Consider the following 18487-nt stretch of genomic DNA (forward strand, 5'->3'; position numbering starts at 1 on the left):
TCGAGGAGTTGAGCGACCCCCTGTACGGGGAGCAGGAGCCGAGCCTGCTCGACCGGATCCTCCGCACCGGTCCCCCGCTCAGGTTGTGTCCGCCGCCACGGCCACCTCGTAGGCGGACCGGAACGCCCGGTACCTCGCCAGTTCCGCCTCCATCGGCTCCACCGCCCTGAGCCCGGTGATCTCCCGGACCCTGATCTGGGCCTTGCGCTCCACGTCCTCACGGCGCTGGACGGCGGCGACCTCCACGAGGTTGCCGCAGCCCACCCCGGTCAGCCAGCCGACCAGCAGCGCCGCGACCACCACCGCACCCGCGTAGGCGGCGAAGACCGGGGCGTCGAACACCACCAGACCGGTGATGCCGCCGCCGAGCCAGCTGAGCACCGAGACGACCGCCCATGCCAGGGCGATACCGGCAACGGCGAGCAGGCCGTACTGCGCGGTGCGGGCGAGCTTCCACCACGCGGGGCTCTGCTCGGGGTCGCCGACGGCCGCCGAGACGGCCTCACCCAGTTCTGCGGGGAGTTCGGGCACCCCGCTGCGCGCGGCGGTGCGCATCCGGCGCCGCCAGGGCGCCGGCATGCCCTTCGACACCGTGTCCGCGGCCTCACCGAGGACGGTCTCCAACTCGGCCACGTGCGCGTCCACCGGGCCGCTGACGCCGTTCTCGCTGTCACGGCGCAGGAAGTCGAGCTGTACCGCGGCCAGGGGGTCCTTGCGGAGCCTGGCCGCGCGTCGGGCCACCGGCCAGCCCACCTTGCGTTTGCCGCGCCTGACGTCGTTGGTCTCGGTGACGTCGGCGACGGCGGTCACCCCCGCCGCGCCGGCCAGTCCGTCCTGGATCCGGGTGCGCACGTCGGCGGGCACCGCCTCGGGGATGTCGCCCTCGCCGTGGAACTCCGCGAAGGGCTCGACGACCTGGTCGAGGTCGGCGACGAGCCGGTCCACCAGGGCGCGGCGTTCGCGCACCGTCTCGGCGAGGAACCCGCGTACGTCACGGATGCCCTGATCGGTCACCGTGGACGTGGTGATGACGCGCGGATGCACGCCGGACTCCGACTCCAGCAGGCGGCGCAGGTCGGTGAGCAGCTCCTCCAGCTCGTCGGGCTGCACCTTGTCGACCTGGTTGAGGACGGCGACCGTCACCGCCCCGTGTCCGGCCATCTTGGCCAGGTAGCGGTGGTGCACGGCCGCGTCCGCGTACTTCTGCGGGTCCAGGACCCACACGAGGAGGTCGACCGAACCGATCAGCCGGTCGGCCTCGGCGGTGTGCATGCTGCGCACGGAGTCGTGGTCGGGCAGGTCGAGCAGGACCAGCCCGGTCAGCTCGGAGTTGCCGGCGTCCAGGACGCTGGTGCGCGAGTGCCGGTAGCGGTTGGGGACGCCCAGCCAGCTCAGGAGCGCGTCGGCCCCCTCGTGCCCCCACACGCAGGCGTGCGCCTTGGACGTGGTGGGCCGGGTGACCCCGGTCTGGGAGAGCTCAAGCCCGCACAGGGCGTTGAACAGGGAGGACTTGCCGCTGCCGGTGCCACCGGCGAGCGCGACCACGGTGTGCTCGGCGGACAGCCGCAGCCGGGCTCCCGCGTGGTCGAGCAGCTGGGTGGCCCGGGCGGTGAGCTCCGCGGGCAGGTCGCCTTGGCCCAGCTCGGTCAGCGTGGACAGGGCGTCGAGGCGCTCGATGAGCTCGGCCCTGCTCGTCGACGGGGTGGTCTCCCACCCGTCGTGGGTGGTGGGGCGGTACTCCTCGTCGTTCTCCTCATCGGCGTCACCGGCCGTCTCCCCGGGGCCGGCGGCGGCCGCGACGGTGTCGGGGCCGATCGCGCGGAAGGCGCCGGAGACCGCCGAGGGTCCGGGGACCCGGCGGGGCAGCGGTTCGGGGCCGTCCGGCTCGGCGTCCGCGGTCCCGGACCCGGTGTCGGACGCGCCCTCGGAGGCCGGCCCGCCGTCCTGGGGGTCGCCCTCCGCCCCGTCTGCGCGGGAGGCGGGGCCTGGGGGGCCGTCCGGCGCGGAGCCGCGGCCCGGGGGCTCGGCGGCGTCGCCGCGCTGGCCCACGATCGGGAACGCGCCGGTGGTGCGTCCGGCGATACGGGTGTCGTCAGCCGCCTCGGCGAGGCTTCCCACCCACCCGGCGAGCCCGTCGGGGTCCTCCGGAGTGATGTCGTCCGGGTCTGCGGCGGGGGCGTCCCCCTCCGTGCCGTCGGGACCGTCCGCACGGGCGGAGCGGCCGACGCGGCGGGCTCCGCCCCCCTCGGGCCGCGCGGGGTACCGCGCGTGCCGCCCGGAGCGGCGTGGGGGCCCGTCCGGGGGCTCGGTCCCACCTGGAGCACCCGACCCCTCTCCCGGCGCGTTCCCGGCACCTTCGGGGGCCTCCCGGGGCACGGCGGCGCCGGACGGGTCCGGGTAGCCGGTGATGCCGTCGTAGGAGGGTTCCTCCGGGCCGTCCTCCGACGCGTCGGCGTGGTCGGGGTGCTCGGGAACGGGCACGGTGTACCCGCGCCACGGTCCGCCTTCGGACCGCACCGGTTCGTCGTGCGGGATGTGCCCGCCGCGGGCGGGTGGCCCGGACCTCCCGCTCTCGCGGTCATCGGTCTCGGCGCGGCCGTCGGCCGCGCCGTAGGCCCCTTGCGTCTGCGCGGGGTTCCACTGAGTCGTCATCGTGCTATCTCAAGGTTGTACGTGGCCTGATAGAGCTGGACGGCGCTGTCCTCGGACGGGATTCCGGCCGTCGCCAGTGCGCTGTCGAAGGGCACGCGCTCGCGATCGAGCAGCCCGAGGACGCGTTGGCGCAGGTTGTCCCGTGCGGTTTCGCCAATGCTTCGCAGTGACTGGGCGCCGAACAGCCCCTTGAGCAGGCGCTGCGGAGAGGGGCCGGAGGTGTCGGCCGCGTGTGCGCCGCCTCCGGATCGGGACCGCTCGTAGCCGAGCAGGTCGATGATCAGGACCAGGGCGACGATGTCGCGGTCGAAGGTGACGAACCGGGCGACGGAGCGCTTGGTGGCGCCGCTGACCGTGGTCATCTCGGCGATGTCGTTCTGCCACTCGGCGATCTCCTGGCGGATCTGCTGTGGCAGCAGGCCGGTGCCGGGCTGGTCGAGGGCCTTGGCCGCGAGGTCCCCGCCTCCGGGCACCTCGCGCCACTTCTGTTCGATCTCGTCGGAGGCGTGTTCGCAGGCGGAGACCACCATGGCCTCCAGCGCGTCGCGGACAGCCCGCTCCAGGGCACTCACCCGCTGCCCCCGTTCGGCCTGTTCGGCGCGGCCGCCCCGGCGGGCGCGACTGCCGCGCATGCGCAGGCTCTTGGCGAGCTCGCCGCTCGCGGCGACCTCCTGCCAGCGCGCCAGCAGCGACCCGCGCAGGAGGGAGCCGTCGACCAGGCTCGTGTCCACGCGGCGGCGGACGCCCTCGTAGGAGTCGTCCACAGCGGTGGAGAGCGTGCGCCCGGTCTCGATCTGGGCCTCCACCTGGCGTGCGAGTTCGGGCACGCGTGTGCGGAAGCTGTCGATGACGCCGATGAAGGTGCGCCGGGAGACCTTGTCCCGGTGCTCGGCCTCGCCCGCCACGTCCGCGAGGTAGTCGCGGATGTGGTCCGCCACGTTGGCGGTGAAGCGCTCCCCCCGGACCTGGTCGGTCTCGGGGATGGCGAACCTGGCGGCGCCGCCCAGCCCGTTGGCCTCGAGCATCGCCCCGAAGTGGTCGAGGAGCATGCGGCGGCCGCGGCGGGGCACCCGGGAGAGCACGACGGCCAGCGACGTGTCGCGGTCGCGCGCCACCTGGAGGAACTCCCACACGCGGGCGTCGGCGTAGCGGGTACTGGTGGTGACGAACACCCACAGGTCCGCGGCGTCCAGGAACTTGGCCGCGAACTCGTGGTGGGCGGCGACGGCGGAGTCGACGTCCGGGGTGTCGAGCAGGGCCACGCCCGGGGGCATGGCCTCGGTGGCGGCGAGCACCAGCATGCCGTCCTTGCCCGGCATCGCCAGGCCCTGCTGGCGCACACGCGGCAGGGAGGGGATGAACGAGGCCTCGCTGAACCAGTCGACGTCGGCGGGGTTGCAGGCGAGGACGGGGCTGTTGGTGGTGGGGCGGCGCACGCCGGTGGTGGTGACCTGTTCGCCGACGAGGCTGTTGACCAGGGTGGACTTGCCCGCACCCGTGGACCCCGCGACCGCGATCAGCAGGGGGATGTCGGGGCGGCGGACCCGTGGCAGGACGTAGTCGGACAGCTGGGCGAGAACGTCGGCCTGGAGGGTGCGGCCCTCCTCGGCGTGGGGCAGCCCCTCGGCGAACTCCAGGTCGCGGATGTGCTTGCGCAGTGTTTCGAGGACCTGGTCGAAACGCGTGTCGTCCGGTGCGGGGGCGCGGTGCTTGGCCGGCCCCGCGGCAACAGGGACCGTGGGGCCGCGGCGGGCCTCGGCGATGCCCTGGGGGTCCGTGCCGGGGACGGCGTCGGAACCCTCTGCGGTCTGGTCTGAGGTGGCGGCCGGTCCGGTTCCGAACCGGTCCGAGGCACCGTCACCCGTGGTGCCCGGTGCGGCCGACGGCCGGGTCATGATCGGTATGCCCTCCTCATCGGTACTGGCGGGCCCCCACCGGGCGGGCGACGGGCGCCGACGGCGAGGACCTACTGGGGATCGCGCCCGGTCGCCAGTCGGTGGTGCTCGAACTGGGTTCCCGTGTGCAGTATGTCAAGATCCCGCGCTGTTTTGACCACTTCTCCGATGATCACCACCGCGGGCGGCCGCACGTGGGCCGAACGGACCGCGGCGGCGATGGTGGCCAGCGTACCCGTCACCGTTCGCTGCCCCGGCAGTGTGGCCTCTTGTACCACGGCCACGGGCGTGTCGGCGGAGCGTCCGTGGGAGACGAGGGCCTGTGTGATCGCCTCGATGCGCTCGACTCCCATGAGGACGATGACGGTGCCACCCGCGGCGGCGAGCCCGGCCCAGTCCACCGTCGACCGGCTGTCACCCGGGGGGACGTGCGCGGAGACGATGTGCAGGTCCTGGGCGACGCCGCGGTGGGTGGCGGGGATCCCCGCGCTCGCCGGGGCGGCGAGCGCGCTGGTCACCCCGGGCACGGCGATGACGGGGACCCCGGCCGCCGCGCAGGCGGCGGCCTCCTCCCCTCCCCGGCCGAACAGGAAGGAGTCGCCCCCCTTGAGCCGGACCACGAACAGCCCCCGCGCGGCCCGGTCGACCAGGACCTCGTTGATGTCCTCCTGCGTCATGGAACGGCCGTAGGGGATCTTGGAGGCGTCGACGATCTCGACGTCGGCGGGCAGACGGTCCAGGAGGGAGGTCGGGGCGAGCCGGTCGACGACCACGACGTCGGCCTGGGAGAGCAGTTGTTGTCCCCGAACCGTGATCAGACCGGGATCCCCCGGCCCTCCGCCGACCAGTGCGACGCCGCGGAGGCGCTCGCGTCCGCGCCGGGCGTCGAGGGTGCCGTCGGTGAGGCCCTCGGTGATGGCGTCGCGCAGTCCGGCGGACCTGCGGGGGTCGCCCGAGGCGACGACACCGACCGTGATGCCGTTCGCGGTGCCGCTGGCGGGGGTCCATGCGGAGGAGGCGTGGCGGTCGTCGGCGCGCACGCACCACACACGGGCGCCCTCCGCCTCCTCCGCGACGGCGGCGTTGGCGGCCGGGTCGTCGGTGGCGGCGTGGACGAGCCAGTACGCGGGGGCCTCCGGCCCGGCGACGTCGCCCGGGGCGTAGACCCGCCGGAGCCAGGTGAGGTGTCCGGCGGCGGCCAGGTCCTCCAGCGCCGCGGACACGGCGGGGGCCACAAGGGTGACCCGCGCACCCGCTTCGAGCAGCACGGGAACCCGGCGTTGGGCGACTCTGCCACCGCCGACGACGAGCACGTCACGGCCTCGCATGCGCAAACCAAGGAGATAGGTCACGGATCGCGCCCCTTCGGTCGTCCGTACCGGCCCCCGGCTACGACGGCGGGGTGCTGGCGGAAAGGTGCGCCAGCCGCCGGCGATGTGCGGCGATTACTTCGAATCACCTTGTCAAAGCGGTGTTACGCCTTGGTAAACGCGCGCGCTCGGAGGGTGTGAGCCGCCACGCACCGGGGCCGTCCGCGCCGCCCCGGCACTCAGGCGAGGGGCGCGCCCATGGCGTGGTACCCGCCGTCGACGTGGACGATCGACCCGGTGATGCCGCGCGAGGCCGGGGACATGAGGAACAGTGCGGGGCCGGCGACCACGGAGGCGTCCTTGGTGTCCCAGCCCAGCGGGGCGTTCTCGCCCCAGGAGTCGGCGATCTGGGAGAACCCGGGGATGGAGCCGCCGGCCAGGGACTTGATCGGCCCCGCCGAGATGGCGTTGACCCGGATGCCGTCGCCCCCGAGGTCGCGGGCCAGGTACTTCGTGCTGTTCTCCAGGACGGCCTTGGCGGAGCCCATCCAGTCGTAGACGGGCCAGGCGACGCTCGCGTCGAAGGTGAGGGAGACCACGCCGGAACCTTCGGGGGCGGCCGCCATCAGGTCGCGGAACCCGACGGCGAGGGCCTTGAGCGAGAAGCCGGAGACGTGGACGGCGGTGGCGACGTCCTCCCAGGCGGTGTTGAGGAAGTTGCCGCCCAGCGCGGCCTCGGGGGCGTACGCGATGGCGTGCAGGACACCGTCCACGTGGTCCCAGTGCTCGGCCACGGCCTTGGCGGTGGCACCGATCTGGTCGGGGTCGGTGACGTCCATGGGCAGGATGTCGACGGGCTCGGCGGGCAGGCGCTTGGCGACCCGCTCCAGGATGGACAGGGGCCGTCCCGGCGGGTTGGTGAGGATCACCGAGTGCCCCTGCCGCATGGCCTCCTCCGTGATCGCGTAGGCGATCGAGGACTGGGTGGTGATGCCGGTGATGAGCAGGTTCATGACGTCTCCCTGGCTGGATGTACTCGCTGCCAGTGGAAACGTATCGGTGGGCGGGCCGTGCGTCGCCTGTGGACCGGCACAAGAAATCGGCGCAGACTTTGAAGCCGCGTCCCGCACGGCGTGGGTCGCCGCCGCACGCTGGTCGTCGGCACGGCTCGCCCCCGGGGGGACCCGGGGCCGCCGCCGGTGGGCGGCGTCCCCGGGGACCGTCCTACGGGTGGGCGGTGGAGACCCCCGCCTCGTCGAAGGTGGCGACGTCGCGCAGCACCCGCGCGGCAGCCTGGATCAGGGGCAGCGCCAGCAGCGCGCCGGAGCCCTCGCCCAGGCGCAGCTCCAGGTCGACGAGGGGGTACAGCCCCAGGTGTTCCAGGGTCAGGGAGTGGCCGGGCTCGCTCGACCGGTGTCCGGCGAAGCAGGCGCTGAGCGCGTCCGGGGAGATGGCCGCGGCGGCGAGCGCCGCCGATCCCGCGATGACCCCGTCCAGGAGGACCGGGACGCGCAGCGCGGCGCCGCCCAGGACGAAACCGGTCAGGGCGGCGTGCTCCAGACCGCCCAGCGCGGCGAGGGTGCCGATGGGGTCCGCGGGGTCGACCGGGTTCGCGGCCAGGGCGCGCCGCACCACGTCGACCTTGTGCTCGTACGTGGCGTCGTCCACACCGGTGCCCCGGCCCGTGGCCTGTGCAGGATCCGCTCCGGTGAAGGCGCAGACCAGGGCCGCCGCCGGAGTGGTGTTGGCGATCCCCATGTCCCCGGTGACCAGGCACCTGTTGCCCGCCGACACCAGGTCGCGGGCGATCTCGATGCCGCCCTCCAGGGCCTGGAGGGCCTGTTCGCGGGTCATCGCGGGCCCCTGGGTGAAGTCCGCGGTGCCGCGCGCGACCTTGCGGGACAGCAGCCCGGCCGCGCGGGGAAGGTCGCCGACCACGCCGACGTCCACCACGGTGACCTCGGCGCCCACCTGTCGGGCGAAGGCGTTGACGACGGCCCCGCCCTCCAGGAAGTTGTGCACCATCTGGGCGGTGACCTCCTGGGGCCAGGGGGTCACCCCCTGGGCGTGCACCCCGTGGTCGCCCGCGAACACGGCGACGGCGGCGGGTGCGGGAATCGGCGGGGGGCACTCCCCGGTGAGGCCGGCGAGCTGTACCGAGACGTCCTCCAGGATCCCGAGGGAGCCCGGCGGCTTGGTCATCCGGTTCTGCCGTTCCCGGGCCTCCTCCACCGCGCGGGTGTCCAGCGCTCCGATGGCGGTGATGGTCTCCTCCAGCAGGGTCGTCGGCTCCTGGCCGGGCAGACCTCGGCGGCCGTAGCGGTCGTGGTGCACCGCCCAGGACAGGGGGCGTCCCTCGCCCCGGCCGGAGGGGCCGGGCTCGGGCTCGGTGGGGAACTCCTCGACGAGGCCGACGCACAGGTACGCGACCACGTCGAGGTACGAGGGGAGTTCGAGGGCGCGGGCGATGTCGGGTTCGTCGACGTGGCCCACCCAGCCGACACCGAGCCCCTCGGCCCGGGCGGCGATCCAGAGGTTCTCCACGGCGAGCGCCGCCGCGTAGGACGCGCTCATGGGCTTGGCGTGGCGACCCGCTGCGTGCCGGCCGCCCCGGGTGGGGTCGACCGTCACGGCGATGTTGATCGGCGCGTCGAGGACGGCCCCGGGCTCCGAGAGTGCGCCGGCGCCTGTTCCGGTCGGTCCGTGCGCGTGCTCCCCGCGCTCCGTGAGGGCGAGGTCGCGGACCCGGGAGCGCAGGACGGGATCCTGGACGACGACGAAGTCCCAGGGCTGGGAGTGGCCGGCGCTCGGTGCCTGGTGGGCCGCCTCGAGGACCCGCGTGAGCACGTCGTGCGGAACGGGGTCGGGGCGAAAGCCCGTCAGGACGTCGCGCCGTTCGCGGATGGCCCGGTAGACGGCGGCGCGCTCGGCCTCGTCGAAGGCGTGGCCCGGCCGACCGTCGGTCCCGGCGGGGGCCGCAGGGTCGGGTTCGGCCCGGTCGGGACGGGGGGCGGGCCGTGACGGCCCGGGGTGCTGCGGCCCGGAAGGGGGCGCGGCTGCTTCGTGTGCGTGCATGCTCTGTTCCGGCTCGGTGGTCGCGGGGTGCTGGTCCGCGTGTCCGTGGTTCGTGGTCGGCGCGGCGGGCGGGCGGGGCCCGGTGACGGCCGCTGGGGCGCGGTCGCCGCGGAAGGGGATCACCTTGGTTCGGAGCGGGGGTTGCGGGGGCGGGGGTGCGACCGCGGAGGACGCGCTCGCGGCGGCGGGATCCGGCGAAGTGCCCGGGGCGACCCCATCCGTTGTGGTCCCGGACGCCGAGGGGGCGCCCGGGGACCGGGCGTCGCCGGTCGGGGCGTCCTCGGGCCCGGGCACGGCCGGAGGGGCCTCCTGCGACACCGGTTCGTCCGCTGCCGCGGGTTCGGGCGGGGGCGCGGGGTCCCTCGTGCGGAACGGGTTGGCCGGACCCGTCGCGCCGCGCGGTTCCCGCGTCTGGGTTCCGCGTCCGCTCTCGGGGAGCCCGTCCAGCAGGCCGCCGAGGCGGGAACCGGGCCCTGGAACGGGTTTTCCGCTCCTCCAGCGGGGCGGCTCGTGTTCGCCGTCCCCGCCGCTCCGGGCGTCCCCGCGGTCATCGTTGGTCATGATCGCTCCCCGAGAGAGGTGTGTCGACTGCCCGTTCCGCCTACTGCGGCACAGACCGGTAAGCGTAGCCCGCGGTGTGCGCACCGCCCGTACGCGCCCCCGGACCCCGGCCAGTCGGCCCCGGCTCCGTCGCCGGGGTCCCCAAGTCACCACCAACTGTGCCAGAGACCGCCCGGGCACGCGGGGGGTACGGACACCCCTCGCCCCTGAATGCCGGGTCGGAGCATGTCGGGCCGGTTTCGGCCAGGCCCCTTCCGGGTCGTTCGTCCGACCAGGAACCCTCTGAGCGCGCGGAGGAGAACCCGGCGGCCGGGTCGGGCAAGGTGCCGAGCGGGGACCGGCCCGGCCGCGGTGCCCCCGGAGCGTTCCGGGGAGCACCGCGCGCCGCCCTCACCGCTGCGGCGCGCCGGCCTCTCCGGCCGCGGCGCCGGCCTCGCGCGCCGCGCGCTCCAGGCGGCCCCGGTACTGCTCCCACCAGTGCTGTTCCACGGCGGGCAGGTTGTCGTTGCCCGGCCCCAGACCCGCGGCTCCGTCGATGAGCTCCCGGACGACGTCGGCGTGTCCCGCGTGCCGGTCGGTCTCGGCGATCAGGTGCACCAGGACCTGGAACACGGTCACCTCGGCCCGCTCCTCCGGCCACCACCCCACACGGCCGGTACCGTCCGGCCCCAGCTCGGCGACCGTGGTGTCCCCGTGGGCCCACACCCGCCGGTACAGGCCCACGACGTACTCGCGCGACTCGTCGGGGGTGGCCCACATGTCCGTGTTGGGCGCCACATCGGGGTCGGCCCAGGGCACCGGTTCACCGAAGGGGCGCCCGAACACCGATCCCAGGTAGTCCGACTCGACACCGACCAGGTGCTTGACCAGGCCCAGAAGGCTGGTTCCGGTCGGTGTCATCGGCCGTCGGACGTCGTACTCCGACAGGCCGTCCAGCTTCCACAGCATGGTCTCCCTGGCCCCTTGGAGGTACCGGAGGAGGACGGTGGTCGGTTCTTTCCCGGTCATTTCTGCACACCTTTCGCGAGAGGTCGCCCTGCCCGGGCGGGCAGGGTTGGGAGCTGTTCGGGCGGGGCGGCCCTCAGGGGTGGGCCGGTACCGGGTGACCGGTCCGTGCGCGTATCGTGAGCGCACTCCGCACCGTTGACCAGGGAGTGTCTTGTGGAAGAACTTTCGGGTCGGCGAGCGGCCGTCCGGGCCTTCCCTCGCAAGGCGAGGTGCGACGTTCGGCCTGGTGGTGCTCCACGGGCGCAGAGGCGCGGCGGGAGGCAGCCCGGTGGACGCGAGCCCGGAGGAACCCAAAAACACGACCTGGGGGAGACAGCGGCATGTCCACGAGCCGGCAGGTACCCATGCTGCCTTCCGTGATCCTGGAAACGGAGCGCCTGCGCCTGCGCGCGTTCGTCGAGGCCGACATCGACGACGTGCACGCGAGCTGCACCGACGGCGAGCTCCAGCGGTGGATCCCGATCCCCCGGCCCGGTGCGCACTACACCCGCGAGGACGCCGAGCGGTGGTGCCGGGAGATCGCACCGGGGATGCGCACCGGCGGCGAGGGCCAGCAGTGGGCCATGGTGGAGAGGGAGTCGGGCCGCCTCGTGGGCGCCATCGGCCTGGTCCGTACCCTGTGGCCCGCCATGAACACCGAGGTCGGCTACTGGGTGTCCCCCTGGGGGCGCGGCCGCGGGTACGCGACCGAGGCGGCCGTGGCCGTCTCCCGGTGGGCGATCGACCAGGGGTTCCTGCGCGTGGAGATCAAGGCGGGTACCGGGAACACCGGCTCGCGCAGGGTCGCCGAGCGGGCAGGTTTCACCCCGGAGGGGGTCGAGCGGAGCGCGATGCCGCTGCACGAGGGCCGGACGGACCTGGCCGTGTACAGCCTCCTTCCGTCCGACCCGGTCTGAGGCGGGGCGTCGGCACGGAACGGCCCCCGTGCCCAGGGAGTGTTTTTTGAAGGTTCTCGGGCCGGTGAGCGGCCGTCCGGGCGATCTCTCGCAGGGCGAGGTGCGACGTTCGGCCTGGTGGTGCTCCACGAGCGCGGAGGCGCGGCGGGAGGAAGCCCGGTGGACGCGAGCCCGGAAGGAGGCAAGAAACACGACCTAACCCCACACCCGGGAGAGCAGCCAGGTTTCGCTGGCCGTGTCGTGGCGCAGTTCGTACACGCCCCGGGGCGTTCCGGCCTCCACCCTCCAGTGCCTGCGCTCGGGCACCTGGGACCCGCTCACCGGGGTCCAGTCCATGCGCAGGGTGACCCAGTGGTCGAGGATCCTGCGCACGCCGTGCACCCTTCCGTTCCACGTGAACCGGGCCGGGCGCCCGTCGTCCTCGACGACGGTGACCTCCGCCCCGTAGTACCGTCCCACGACACTTCCCCTCAGCATCATCCGCCTCCTGAGTCCCAATGCACGCCGCCGGGACACCCGCCCGTGGGGAAGACGCGAACAGGCTATCGAACATGTGTTCTAAGACTAGCGAAATCGGCGCCCCCGCGGAACTGTTTCGGGGACTTCCGCGTCCCCTCACGCACGACGGCGCCGCAGCCCCGTACCCCGCTGCACGAGGATCGGTACCGCTGAGCGGCCCACCCGCCCCCGAGCAGCCGCGCGCCGATCCGGTCCGGAGCATGTCGGCGTGTCGGCATCGGTACGCTGTTGTGCGCGCATCACACGAGCCATACGAGGGACCCCCGCTGTGACGTCGAACGGCCACGAGAGCGGAAGACCCCTGCGTGCGGGGGACCCGCGCGAACTTGACGGCTACCGCATCGTGAGCCGACTGGGCCACGGGGGCATGGGGCCCTCTACCCCGCCGAGGGCGCCGACGGCCGGCTCGTCGCCGTCAAGCTCATCAACACCGGTCTGGCCGACGACGAGCCCTTCCGCCTCCGCTTCGCCCGCGAGGTCGAGTCCGCCCGCCGCGACGCCCGCTTCTCCGCCGCCGCGGTGATCGACGCCCGGTTGGAGGGCGACCCCCTCTTCATCGTGTCCGAGTACGTGCCGGGGCCGAACCTGGACGAGGCGATCCGCGCGGACGGCCCCGTGCGGGGCGGCACACTGGACAGCCTCGCGATGGGCGTGGCCGCGGCCCTCACCGCCATCCACTGGTCCGGGGTCGTCCACCGCGACCTCAAGCCCTCGAACGTTCGGCGTGCAGTGCTGGGACAACGACGGTGAGGACGAACGCACCCGCTACGAGGCCCTCCTGCGCTACGACGGCGAGCGCGCGGAGATCCGCCGGATGAGCGAGGTGAACGGCGACCGCACCCTCGTCGAGAGCACCGACTTCGCCGGATGCCGGCCCTGCCCCGCCCTCGACGAGGAGGCGCGGGACCGGCCGTAGGAGCACGGGAAGGGCGCGGTACGTCACCGGCCCAGCCCTCCCCGTCCACGTCCGGACCGGCCGGGGCCCGGGTTCAGGCCCCCTCGCGCGGCCCCGGAGGCGAACCCCCGATGCCCTCCCCGGCCCGGCGCACGTCGTCGCGGGCATCCGCCACGGCCCGCTCCGCGGCCTCCGCCGCGTCCATCGCGGCCTGCGCCGACGAGGACGGGGCCAGGCCCGGCCCCGCGATCTGGGCCGGGCCGCTCTCCCGCTCGTCACCGCTCTTCTCGGTGGACGGGCTGCGCTCCGCGGCGTCGCCGGCGAAGGCGTGGCTGACGTTCTTGACCGCCTCGGTGAGCTCACCGGGGATGACCCAGAACGTGTTCCCCTCACCCTGTGCCAGGCTCGGCAGGGTCTCCAGGTACTTGTAGGCGAGCAGTTTGGCGTCGGCGTTGTTGGCGTGCACCGCCTGGAACACGCGCTCGATCGCCTTGGCCTCGCCGTCCGCCCGCAGGATGGCGGCCTGCTGGTCGCCCTGGGCCTCCAGGATGACCTGCTGACGGGCGCCCTCCGCCTTCAGGATCCGGGACTGGCGCTCACCCTCGGCGTGCAGGATGGCCGCGCGCTTGTCGCGGTCGGCCCGCATCTGCTTCTCCATCGCCTCCTTGATGGTGGGCGGCGGGTCGATCGCTTTGATCTCGACCCTGTTGACGCGGATACCCCACTTGCCGGTGGTGTCGTCCAGGACGCCGCGCAGGCGGGTGTTGATCTCCTCACGGGAGGTGAGGGTCTGCTCCAGGTCCATCGAGCCGATGACGTTGCGCAGGGTGGTGACCGTCAACTGGTCGATGGCCTGGATGTAGTTGGCGACCTCGTACGCCGCGGCCTTGGGCGCGGTGACCTGGTAGTACAGAACGGTGTCGATGTTGACGACCAGGTTGTCCTGGGTGATCACCGGTTGGGGGCGCGACGTGAACACGTGCTCGCGCAGGTCGAACTTGGAGTTGACGCGGTCGACGCCCGGGACGATGAAGTTCAGGCCGGGGCCGAGGGTGCGGATGTAGCGGCCGAAGCGTTCGATGTTGTACGCCCTCGCCTGCGGGACGATACGGATCGCCGCCAGGGCGATCACGACGAACAGGACCGCGAGAATGATGAGGGGTATGGCCGGATCGATCATGTCAGCACCTGACCTCGGGGTCGTGGCTGTCGTTCAGGACGTGTGCTCGGTTGTGCCCCCTGGCAGGGCCTCGCGCGGGTAGACCACGGCTGTGGCTCCGTCGATCTCCATGACGTCGACGTGGGCGCCGACCGGGATCACCAGGTCCTCGTCGATGCACCGTGCCGACCACTCCTCTCCGGAGAGCTTGATCCTGCCCCTGTCCCCGTCGACCTCCTGGAGGACGACGGCGGAACGCCCGACGAGGGCCGCGGCGCCCGACCGCGCGTCCGGCCCCCGGCGCAACTGCCGTTGCACGAGTGGCCGCACGAGGTAGATTCCGGCCGCCGCGGTCGCGGTGAACCCGATGATCTGCACGGCCAGCGGAAGGCCGACGGCTCCGAGGAGGGCCGCGACCAGAGCCGCGACCGCCAGGAGTCCCAGGACGAAGGTGAGTGTGAAGATCTCGACGATTCCCAGGCCGACAGCGAGAATGAGCCAGATCAACCAGGCATCCATTCCTGAGGCCCTCCCGCTCCGTTCCGGGTATTCCTTACGCTACCCACACAAGCCCGGCGAAGCACGTGTTCCGGGGCAGTGATCCCGGGCAGTGATCCCGGGCCGTGACCCCGGGCCGTGACCCCGGGCCGCACGCACGCGCGCGGCCCCCGGTGACACCCGCTCGGGTCACCGCGGGCCGCGTGTGCTCCGCCTGTCCTACCGTCCGCCGGAGAACTGGTAGACGAGCTGGTACGTCGGCCGGTTCTGCCAGGCGATCGGCCACATGCCGATGCCGCCCACCGCCTGGTGGATCACCGTGTCGGCGCAGAGCTGGCCGCCCACCGGGCAGTGCTCGTCGCCCGGGTAGACGTCCCCCGCCGGAACCGCCGCGGCCTGGGCCAGGGTGTCCAGCAGAACCGTCCGGCAGGCGTCCAGGTCGCCGCCGCCGCAGTAGGCGCCGCCGAGCGAACCCTCGACGTCCTGGCCGAGAACGGTCCGCAGGTCCTTGTCGACGTAGGACCACCAGCCGTACTGGAACGAGGAGCCCTTGTGCGGCTGCCCCTGGTTGACGCTTCCAGGGGTCCCTCCACCGGTGGCGCCCGAGGGGGACTCGTCGGTCTGGGAGGCCCTGGTCAGCTGCGTGTACAGGTCCTCGCCCAGCTCCGGTTCGAACTGCGCCCGGACCAGCAGCGGCCACCACGCGTCGAGTGTGCGGATGGAGTCGGCGTAGGAGTAGTACCCGGCGTCGCGGTGGGGTTCGCGGCGCAGCGAGCCGGCCTCGTGCCACAGCCGCAGCTCCTCCACGGCGGAGGCCAGCTCGGGGTCCTCCACCGGTGCCGAGTCGATGACCTCCAGCATCAGCGGAAGGACCTCCTGGGCGCGCAGGTCGGCCACACCGGCCTCCATCATGACGCTGGTGAGGGAGGCGGTGGTGAACTCGTGCCCGCTGCCGACCAGTGCCGAGACCCTGCTGTCGAGCAGGTCGCCGCGGTGCACCGAACCGGTGGACCAGCCGGACGTGTAGCCCTGCGCGGGCTTGTTGTTCCAGCTGACGACGTAGTCCGGGTTGACGGCCTGCGGGTGGTCCTCCTGGGGGTGGTAGTCGGCGCTGTTCGTGACCGGGTCCCAGCCCGACCAGCCCGCGTCCGAGTAGGCGTCGATGGGCAGGTTGGGGTTGGTCCCGTCGGCACGCACCGGGTTCGCACCGGAGTTGATGAACGCGATGTCCTCGTCGTCGACGTAGTGCCAGTTGAAGGCGTAGCCGATGTCGCCCGCGGCCTCCGTGAAGGTCTCCGCCGAGGTGACCTCCCCGGGGTCGTTGAACCGCTGGAACCCGATGATGGAGTCGACCTCGCGCATGTACGTGGAGCGCAGGGACGTGAACGCCACGGGAGCGCCGTCCACGGTCGCGAACGACTGCACCAGGCCGTACTCCGAGCGCAGGGAGGTCATCGTGTAGCCGCCCGCCGGGGTGCCGTCGGCGACGGTGGGGGACCACTCGTTGGTGACGCTCAGCTCCTCGAAGGCGGTGCACTCGCCCGAGGTGTCCACGTAGGCGCGCGAGGCGGTGCTCGGCGCGGACCCGTCCGTCTCGCAGAGCTCGACCGCGAACGTGTCGGTGATGTCCTGGCCCGCCGATGTGGCGCTCCAGGCGTAGTCGGCGCCCCGCCCCATCTGGACGTAGAAACTCACGCCCGCGAACGAGGCGCCGCGCGCGCTGATGCCCGGCCCCTGGAGTTCCTGCAGCATGAGGAGCTGCGGGGAGAAGTAGCCGGTCTGGGGTCCCATCACGGCCACGGGGTTGCCGCTCTCGGTGTGCTCCCCCGAGACCAGCAGGGCGTTGGACATGCCGCGCGGGTCCATGAAGCCCTCGGGGAGCACGCCCTCGTCGAAGAGGCCCTCGGCGGCCGACAGGTCGCCGTCCTCGACCATCTGCTCCAGTTCGTCCCGCTGTTCCCGGGGCAGGTCCTCGACGGTGGGGGCCTCGGCGCCGTCCTCGGGCTCCCCGGCGGTGCTCGCGAGCGGCGCGGGTGCCTCCGCGGTCTCGTCACTCGCCGCGGATCCGTGCTCGTCGTGGACGATGTCGTAGGGCTCGACGGATCCAGGGTCCGGAGCGACCTCGCCGACCGGGGAGTCGGGGGTCCCGGTGTACGGGAACTCCCCATCGACGCTGACCACGGCCTCGGGGTCGTTCTCCATCCGCCAGGCCCGCCAGAGCTCGGCGCCCTCCTCGGCTCCGTAGCGGTCCTGGAAGTTGGCGAGGACGACGGCCGCCTGGACCTCGCCGCCGCCACCGCCACCGAAGATGCCGCCGACCATGGCGGCGATGCCGACCACGTCGGTGGAGGTGAAGGGCTCGATCTCACCGGCGTTGGTGATGGCGTCCTTGTGCCCGGTCAGGACGTACTCGCCGGGGAAGTAGCGGCCGCTGTCGGCCTCGTCGATGTAGGCGTTGACGCCTTCGAGGTAGGCGTCGACGTCGGCGAGCGCCTGCTCGCCGTGTTCGCCGTCGGCGGCGACCCGGTCGATCTGGAGCTGCTTGTCCTCCTCGGTGTAGGGAGCGGTGCGCCACAGGTCCTGTTCGAGTCCGCGGTTGCCCTCGGCCCCGCCCGCGAAGGAGGTCAGCTCGCCCCGGCCGACCCTGCGCAGCACGTCCATGAGGAAGAGCCGGTCCTCGGCGGCGGCGTACCCGGCGCCGTACATGGTGCCCTCACGGGTGGTGCCCTGGACGTGGGGGATCCCGTGGCCCTTGTCGCGGGTGATGGTGACGTCCTGGCGCGGCTGGTACCGGCGGCCGACGTCACCGGGGGCGACCCCGAAGGTGGCGTCGACGAAGAAGTCGTCCAACCCCTCCTCGGTGAGTCCGTCGTAGTGGTGGACGAGGTTGTCGTACATGTCCAGCTGGCTGGAGGAGTGCTTGGGCCTGGTGCCGAAGACCTGGTGGCCGAGGATCTCGACCAGGGTGGCGTTGCCGTTCTGACCGGGGGGAAGGATGTCGCGGCATCCCTGGGGCGCGCAGTGGTCGGCGAGGGGTTCGGGTTCGGCGAGGGCGGGGGCGGCGGGGAGTGCGGCGACGGTGGCGGCCGTCACCGCCAGCGCGATACCCGAGGCACCGGTGCGTAGCCGTCGGCGGAGTGAGGGGAACAAGAGCTGTCACCACCTGGGGGTGCGGCGATGGATCAGCGAAATGTTACGCACGGGTAAGGAAATCGCGAAAGAGTTTCATATTTTACGGCCGCCCGGAACGGCGCTCCGGGACACGCTGCGGGTTTGCGAAGGACGGCACCACACGCAGGGCGAACCCCGGGACGAACCCCGCGGGAAGCCCGGAGCAGCCGCTACGGGGTGGCCACAACCGGCCACGTTCCGCCACGATTTTCCGCGCCCACCGGGGCCGGTCGCGAGAAGGCGGGAAACAGAAGCACACCGGATTCGCCGAGCCTGTTCTCGCCCTCCGACGGCTTTGACAGAATCGCCGCATGAACCACTACCCCAACCCCAACCCGGGTGAGCCCTGGCACCAGCCCAGCGGAGAGACCCCCGGGTGGGGCTTTCCCCCCGAACAGCACCACGGCGGGGCGATCGAGCCGTACGGCGCGCCGACCGGTGGCTACCACCCCATGGGGCCCCAACCCCCGACGGGCGGCGACGTCCCGCTCGGCACCATCGGCGAGATCGCGTTCTCCCAGTCCACCGTGATCACCCCGGTGGGCCGCTTCCCCATCCAGGGGACGGTGTGGACGGTGAACGACATGAGCCGCACCGAGCGGACCACCCCCACCTGGGCGGTCATCGTGGCGATCCTCGTGTTCTGGTGGACCTGCCTGCTGGGCCTGCTCTTCCTCCTCGTCAAGGAGCAGAAGACCACCGGTCACGTCCAGGTGAGCGTGCAGGGGCACAACAAGCACTACACGACCTCGATCATGGTGACCCACCCGGGGATGGTGGGCCAGATCCACCAGCAGGTGAACTACGCCCGCAACCTGGCCTGACCTGCGGCCCGTCGCCCCGACCGG

The 18487-nt window shown here is 72.8% G+C and carries 13 protein-coding genes and 1 pseudogene; 4 read left to right on the forward strand and 10 right to left on the reverse strand.

Annotated features, from left to right (window positions below; genetic code table 11):
- Positions 1 to 78 precede the first annotated feature (78 nt).
- From ACFWTE_RS04765 to ACFWTE_RS04790, 6 genes are all read right to left on the reverse strand, one after another.
- Positions 79 to 2652, reverse strand: coding sequence for a GTPase (locus tag ACFWTE_RS04765; protein ID WP_378777985.1), 2574 nt, complete (start codon positions 2650 to 2652; stop codon positions 79 to 81).
- The gene (locus ACFWTE_RS04770) at positions 2649 to 4547 is read right to left on the reverse strand and encodes a dynamin family protein (RefSeq protein ID WP_378777986.1); all 1899 of its coding nucleotides are present in this window, start codon (positions 4545 to 4547) and stop codon (positions 2649 to 2651) included. The genes ACFWTE_RS04765 and ACFWTE_RS04770 overlap by 4 nt, the downstream gene beginning before the upstream one ends.
- A gap of 71 nt (positions 4548 to 4618) precedes the next feature.
- Complete coding sequence (cobA, locus tag ACFWTE_RS04775) at positions 4619 to 5875, reverse strand: uroporphyrinogen-III C-methyltransferase (protein ID WP_378777987.1); 1257 nt, start codon at positions 5873 to 5875, stop codon at positions 4619 to 4621.
- 221 nt (positions 5876 to 6096) lie between these two features.
- Positions 6097 to 6870: an enoyl-ACP reductase FabI gene (fabI, locus tag ACFWTE_RS04780; protein ID WP_378777988.1), complete on the reverse strand. Its 774-nt coding sequence runs from the start codon at positions 6868 to 6870 to the stop codon at positions 6097 to 6099.
- Positions 6871 to 7081: 211 nt separating this feature from the next.
- Positions 7082 to 9493 (reverse strand): nicotinate-nucleotide--dimethylbenzimidazole phosphoribosyltransferase, encoded by a 2412-nt coding sequence (cobT, locus tag ACFWTE_RS04785; protein WP_378777989.1) that lies wholly within the window; start codon positions 9491 to 9493, stop codon positions 7082 to 7084.
- Positions 9494 to 9883: 390 nt separating this feature from the next.
- Positions 9884 to 10501, reverse strand: coding sequence for a DinB family protein (locus ACFWTE_RS04790; protein ID WP_378777990.1), 618 nt, complete (start codon positions 10499 to 10501; stop codon positions 9884 to 9886).
- A gap of 320 nt (positions 10502 to 10821) precedes the next feature.
- Between ACFWTE_RS04790 and ACFWTE_RS04795 the strand changes: the two genes are divergently transcribed.
- A complete protein-coding gene (locus ACFWTE_RS04795) occupies positions 10822 to 11397 on the forward strand; it encodes a GNAT family N-acetyltransferase (RefSeq protein WP_378777991.1) in 576 nt (191 codons plus the stop codon).
- Between the two features lie 195 nt (positions 11398 to 11592).
- Here ACFWTE_RS04795 and ACFWTE_RS04800 read toward each other — a convergent pair whose 3' ends face one another.
- On the reverse strand, positions 11593 to 11877 hold the full coding sequence (locus ACFWTE_RS04800; protein WP_378777992.1) for a DUF6504 family protein: 285 nt from the start codon (positions 11875 to 11877) through the stop codon (positions 11593 to 11595).
- Between the two features lie 307 nt (positions 11878 to 12184).
- Between ACFWTE_RS04800 and ACFWTE_RS04805 the strand changes: the two are divergent.
- Positions 12185 to 12660 (forward strand): annotated as a pseudogene (locus tag ACFWTE_RS04805) (protein kinase); the annotation flags it as partial.
- Positions 12641 to 12832 (forward strand): hypothetical protein, encoded by a 192-nt coding sequence (locus ACFWTE_RS04810; RefSeq protein WP_378777993.1) that lies wholly within the window; start codon positions 12641 to 12643, stop codon positions 12830 to 12832. The pseudogene ACFWTE_RS04805 and the gene ACFWTE_RS04810, both read left to right, overlap by 20 nt.
- A gap of 73 nt (positions 12833 to 12905) precedes the next feature.
- On the opposite strand, the gene ACFWTE_RS04815 is transcribed toward ACFWTE_RS04810, so the two are convergent.
- From ACFWTE_RS04815 to ACFWTE_RS04825, 3 genes are all read right to left on the reverse strand, one after another.
- Entirely contained in the window at positions 12906 to 13988 is a 1083-nt protein-coding gene (locus tag ACFWTE_RS04815) for an SPFH domain-containing protein (RefSeq protein ID WP_378778063.1), read from the reverse strand.
- A 36-nt stretch (positions 13989 to 14024) separates the two neighbouring features.
- On the reverse strand, positions 14025 to 14489 hold the full coding sequence (locus ACFWTE_RS04820; RefSeq protein WP_378777994.1) for an NfeD family protein: 465 nt from the start codon (positions 14487 to 14489) through the stop codon (positions 14025 to 14027).
- A 198-nt stretch (positions 14490 to 14687) separates the two neighbouring features.
- Positions 14688 to 17618, reverse strand: coding sequence for a penicillin acylase family protein (locus ACFWTE_RS04825; protein ID WP_378777995.1), 2931 nt, complete (start codon positions 17616 to 17618; stop codon positions 14688 to 14690).
- Positions 17619 to 17950: 332 nt separating this feature from the next.
- On the opposite strand from ACFWTE_RS04825, the gene ACFWTE_RS04830 reads away from it, so the two are divergent.
- A complete protein-coding gene (locus ACFWTE_RS04830; RefSeq protein ID WP_378777996.1) occupies positions 17951 to 18463 on the forward strand; it encodes a hypothetical protein in 513 nt (170 codons plus the stop codon).
- The last annotated feature ends 24 nt before the right edge of the window (positions 18464 to 18487 follow it).

It is taken from the genome of Nocardiopsis sp. NPDC058631, assembly GCF_042716955.1.
Taxonomy (GTDB): domain Bacteria; phylum Actinomycetota; class Actinomycetes; order Streptosporangiales; family Streptosporangiaceae; genus Nocardiopsis.

What these genes read in the sequence shown, in the direction of transcription:
- ACFWTE_RS04765 (WP_378777985.1), bottom strand. Translation starts at nt 2,652, where the DNA reads ATGACGACTCAGTGGAACCCCGCGCAGACGCAAGGGGCCTACGGCGCG.
- ACFWTE_RS04770 (WP_378777986.1), bottom strand. Translation starts at nt 4,547, where the DNA reads ATGACCCGGCCGTCGGCCGCACCGGGCACCACGGGTGACGGTGCCTCG.
- cobA (WP_378777987.1), bottom strand. Translation starts at nt 5,875, where the DNA reads ATGCGAGGCCGTGACGTGCTCGTCGTCGGCGGTGGCAGAGTCGCCCAA.
- fabI (WP_378777988.1), bottom strand. Translation starts at nt 6,870, where the DNA reads ATGAACCTGCTCATCACCGGCATCACCACCCAGTCCTCGATCGCCTAC.
- cobT (WP_378777989.1), bottom strand. Translation starts at nt 9,493, where the DNA reads ATGACCAACGATGACCGCGGGGACGCCCGGAGCGGCGGGGACGGCGAA.
- ACFWTE_RS04790 (WP_378777990.1), bottom strand. Translation starts at nt 10,501, where the DNA reads ATGACCGGGAAAGAACCGACCACCGTCCTCCTCCGGTACCTCCAAGGG.
- ACFWTE_RS04795 (WP_378777991.1), top strand. Translation starts at nt 10,822, where the DNA reads ATGTCCACGAGCCGGCAGGTACCCATGCTGCCTTCCGTGATCCTGGAA.
- ACFWTE_RS04800 (WP_378777992.1), bottom strand. Translation starts at nt 11,877, where the DNA reads ATGATGCTGAGGGGAAGTGTCGTGGGACGGTACTACGGGGCGGAGGTC.
- ACFWTE_RS04820 (WP_378777994.1), bottom strand. Translation starts at nt 14,489, where the DNA reads ATGGATGCCTGGTTGATCTGGCTCATTCTCGCTGTCGGCCTGGGAATC.
- ACFWTE_RS04830 (WP_378777996.1), top strand. Translation starts at nt 17,951, where the DNA reads ATGAACCACTACCCCAACCCCAACCCGGGTGAGCCCTGGCACCAGCCC.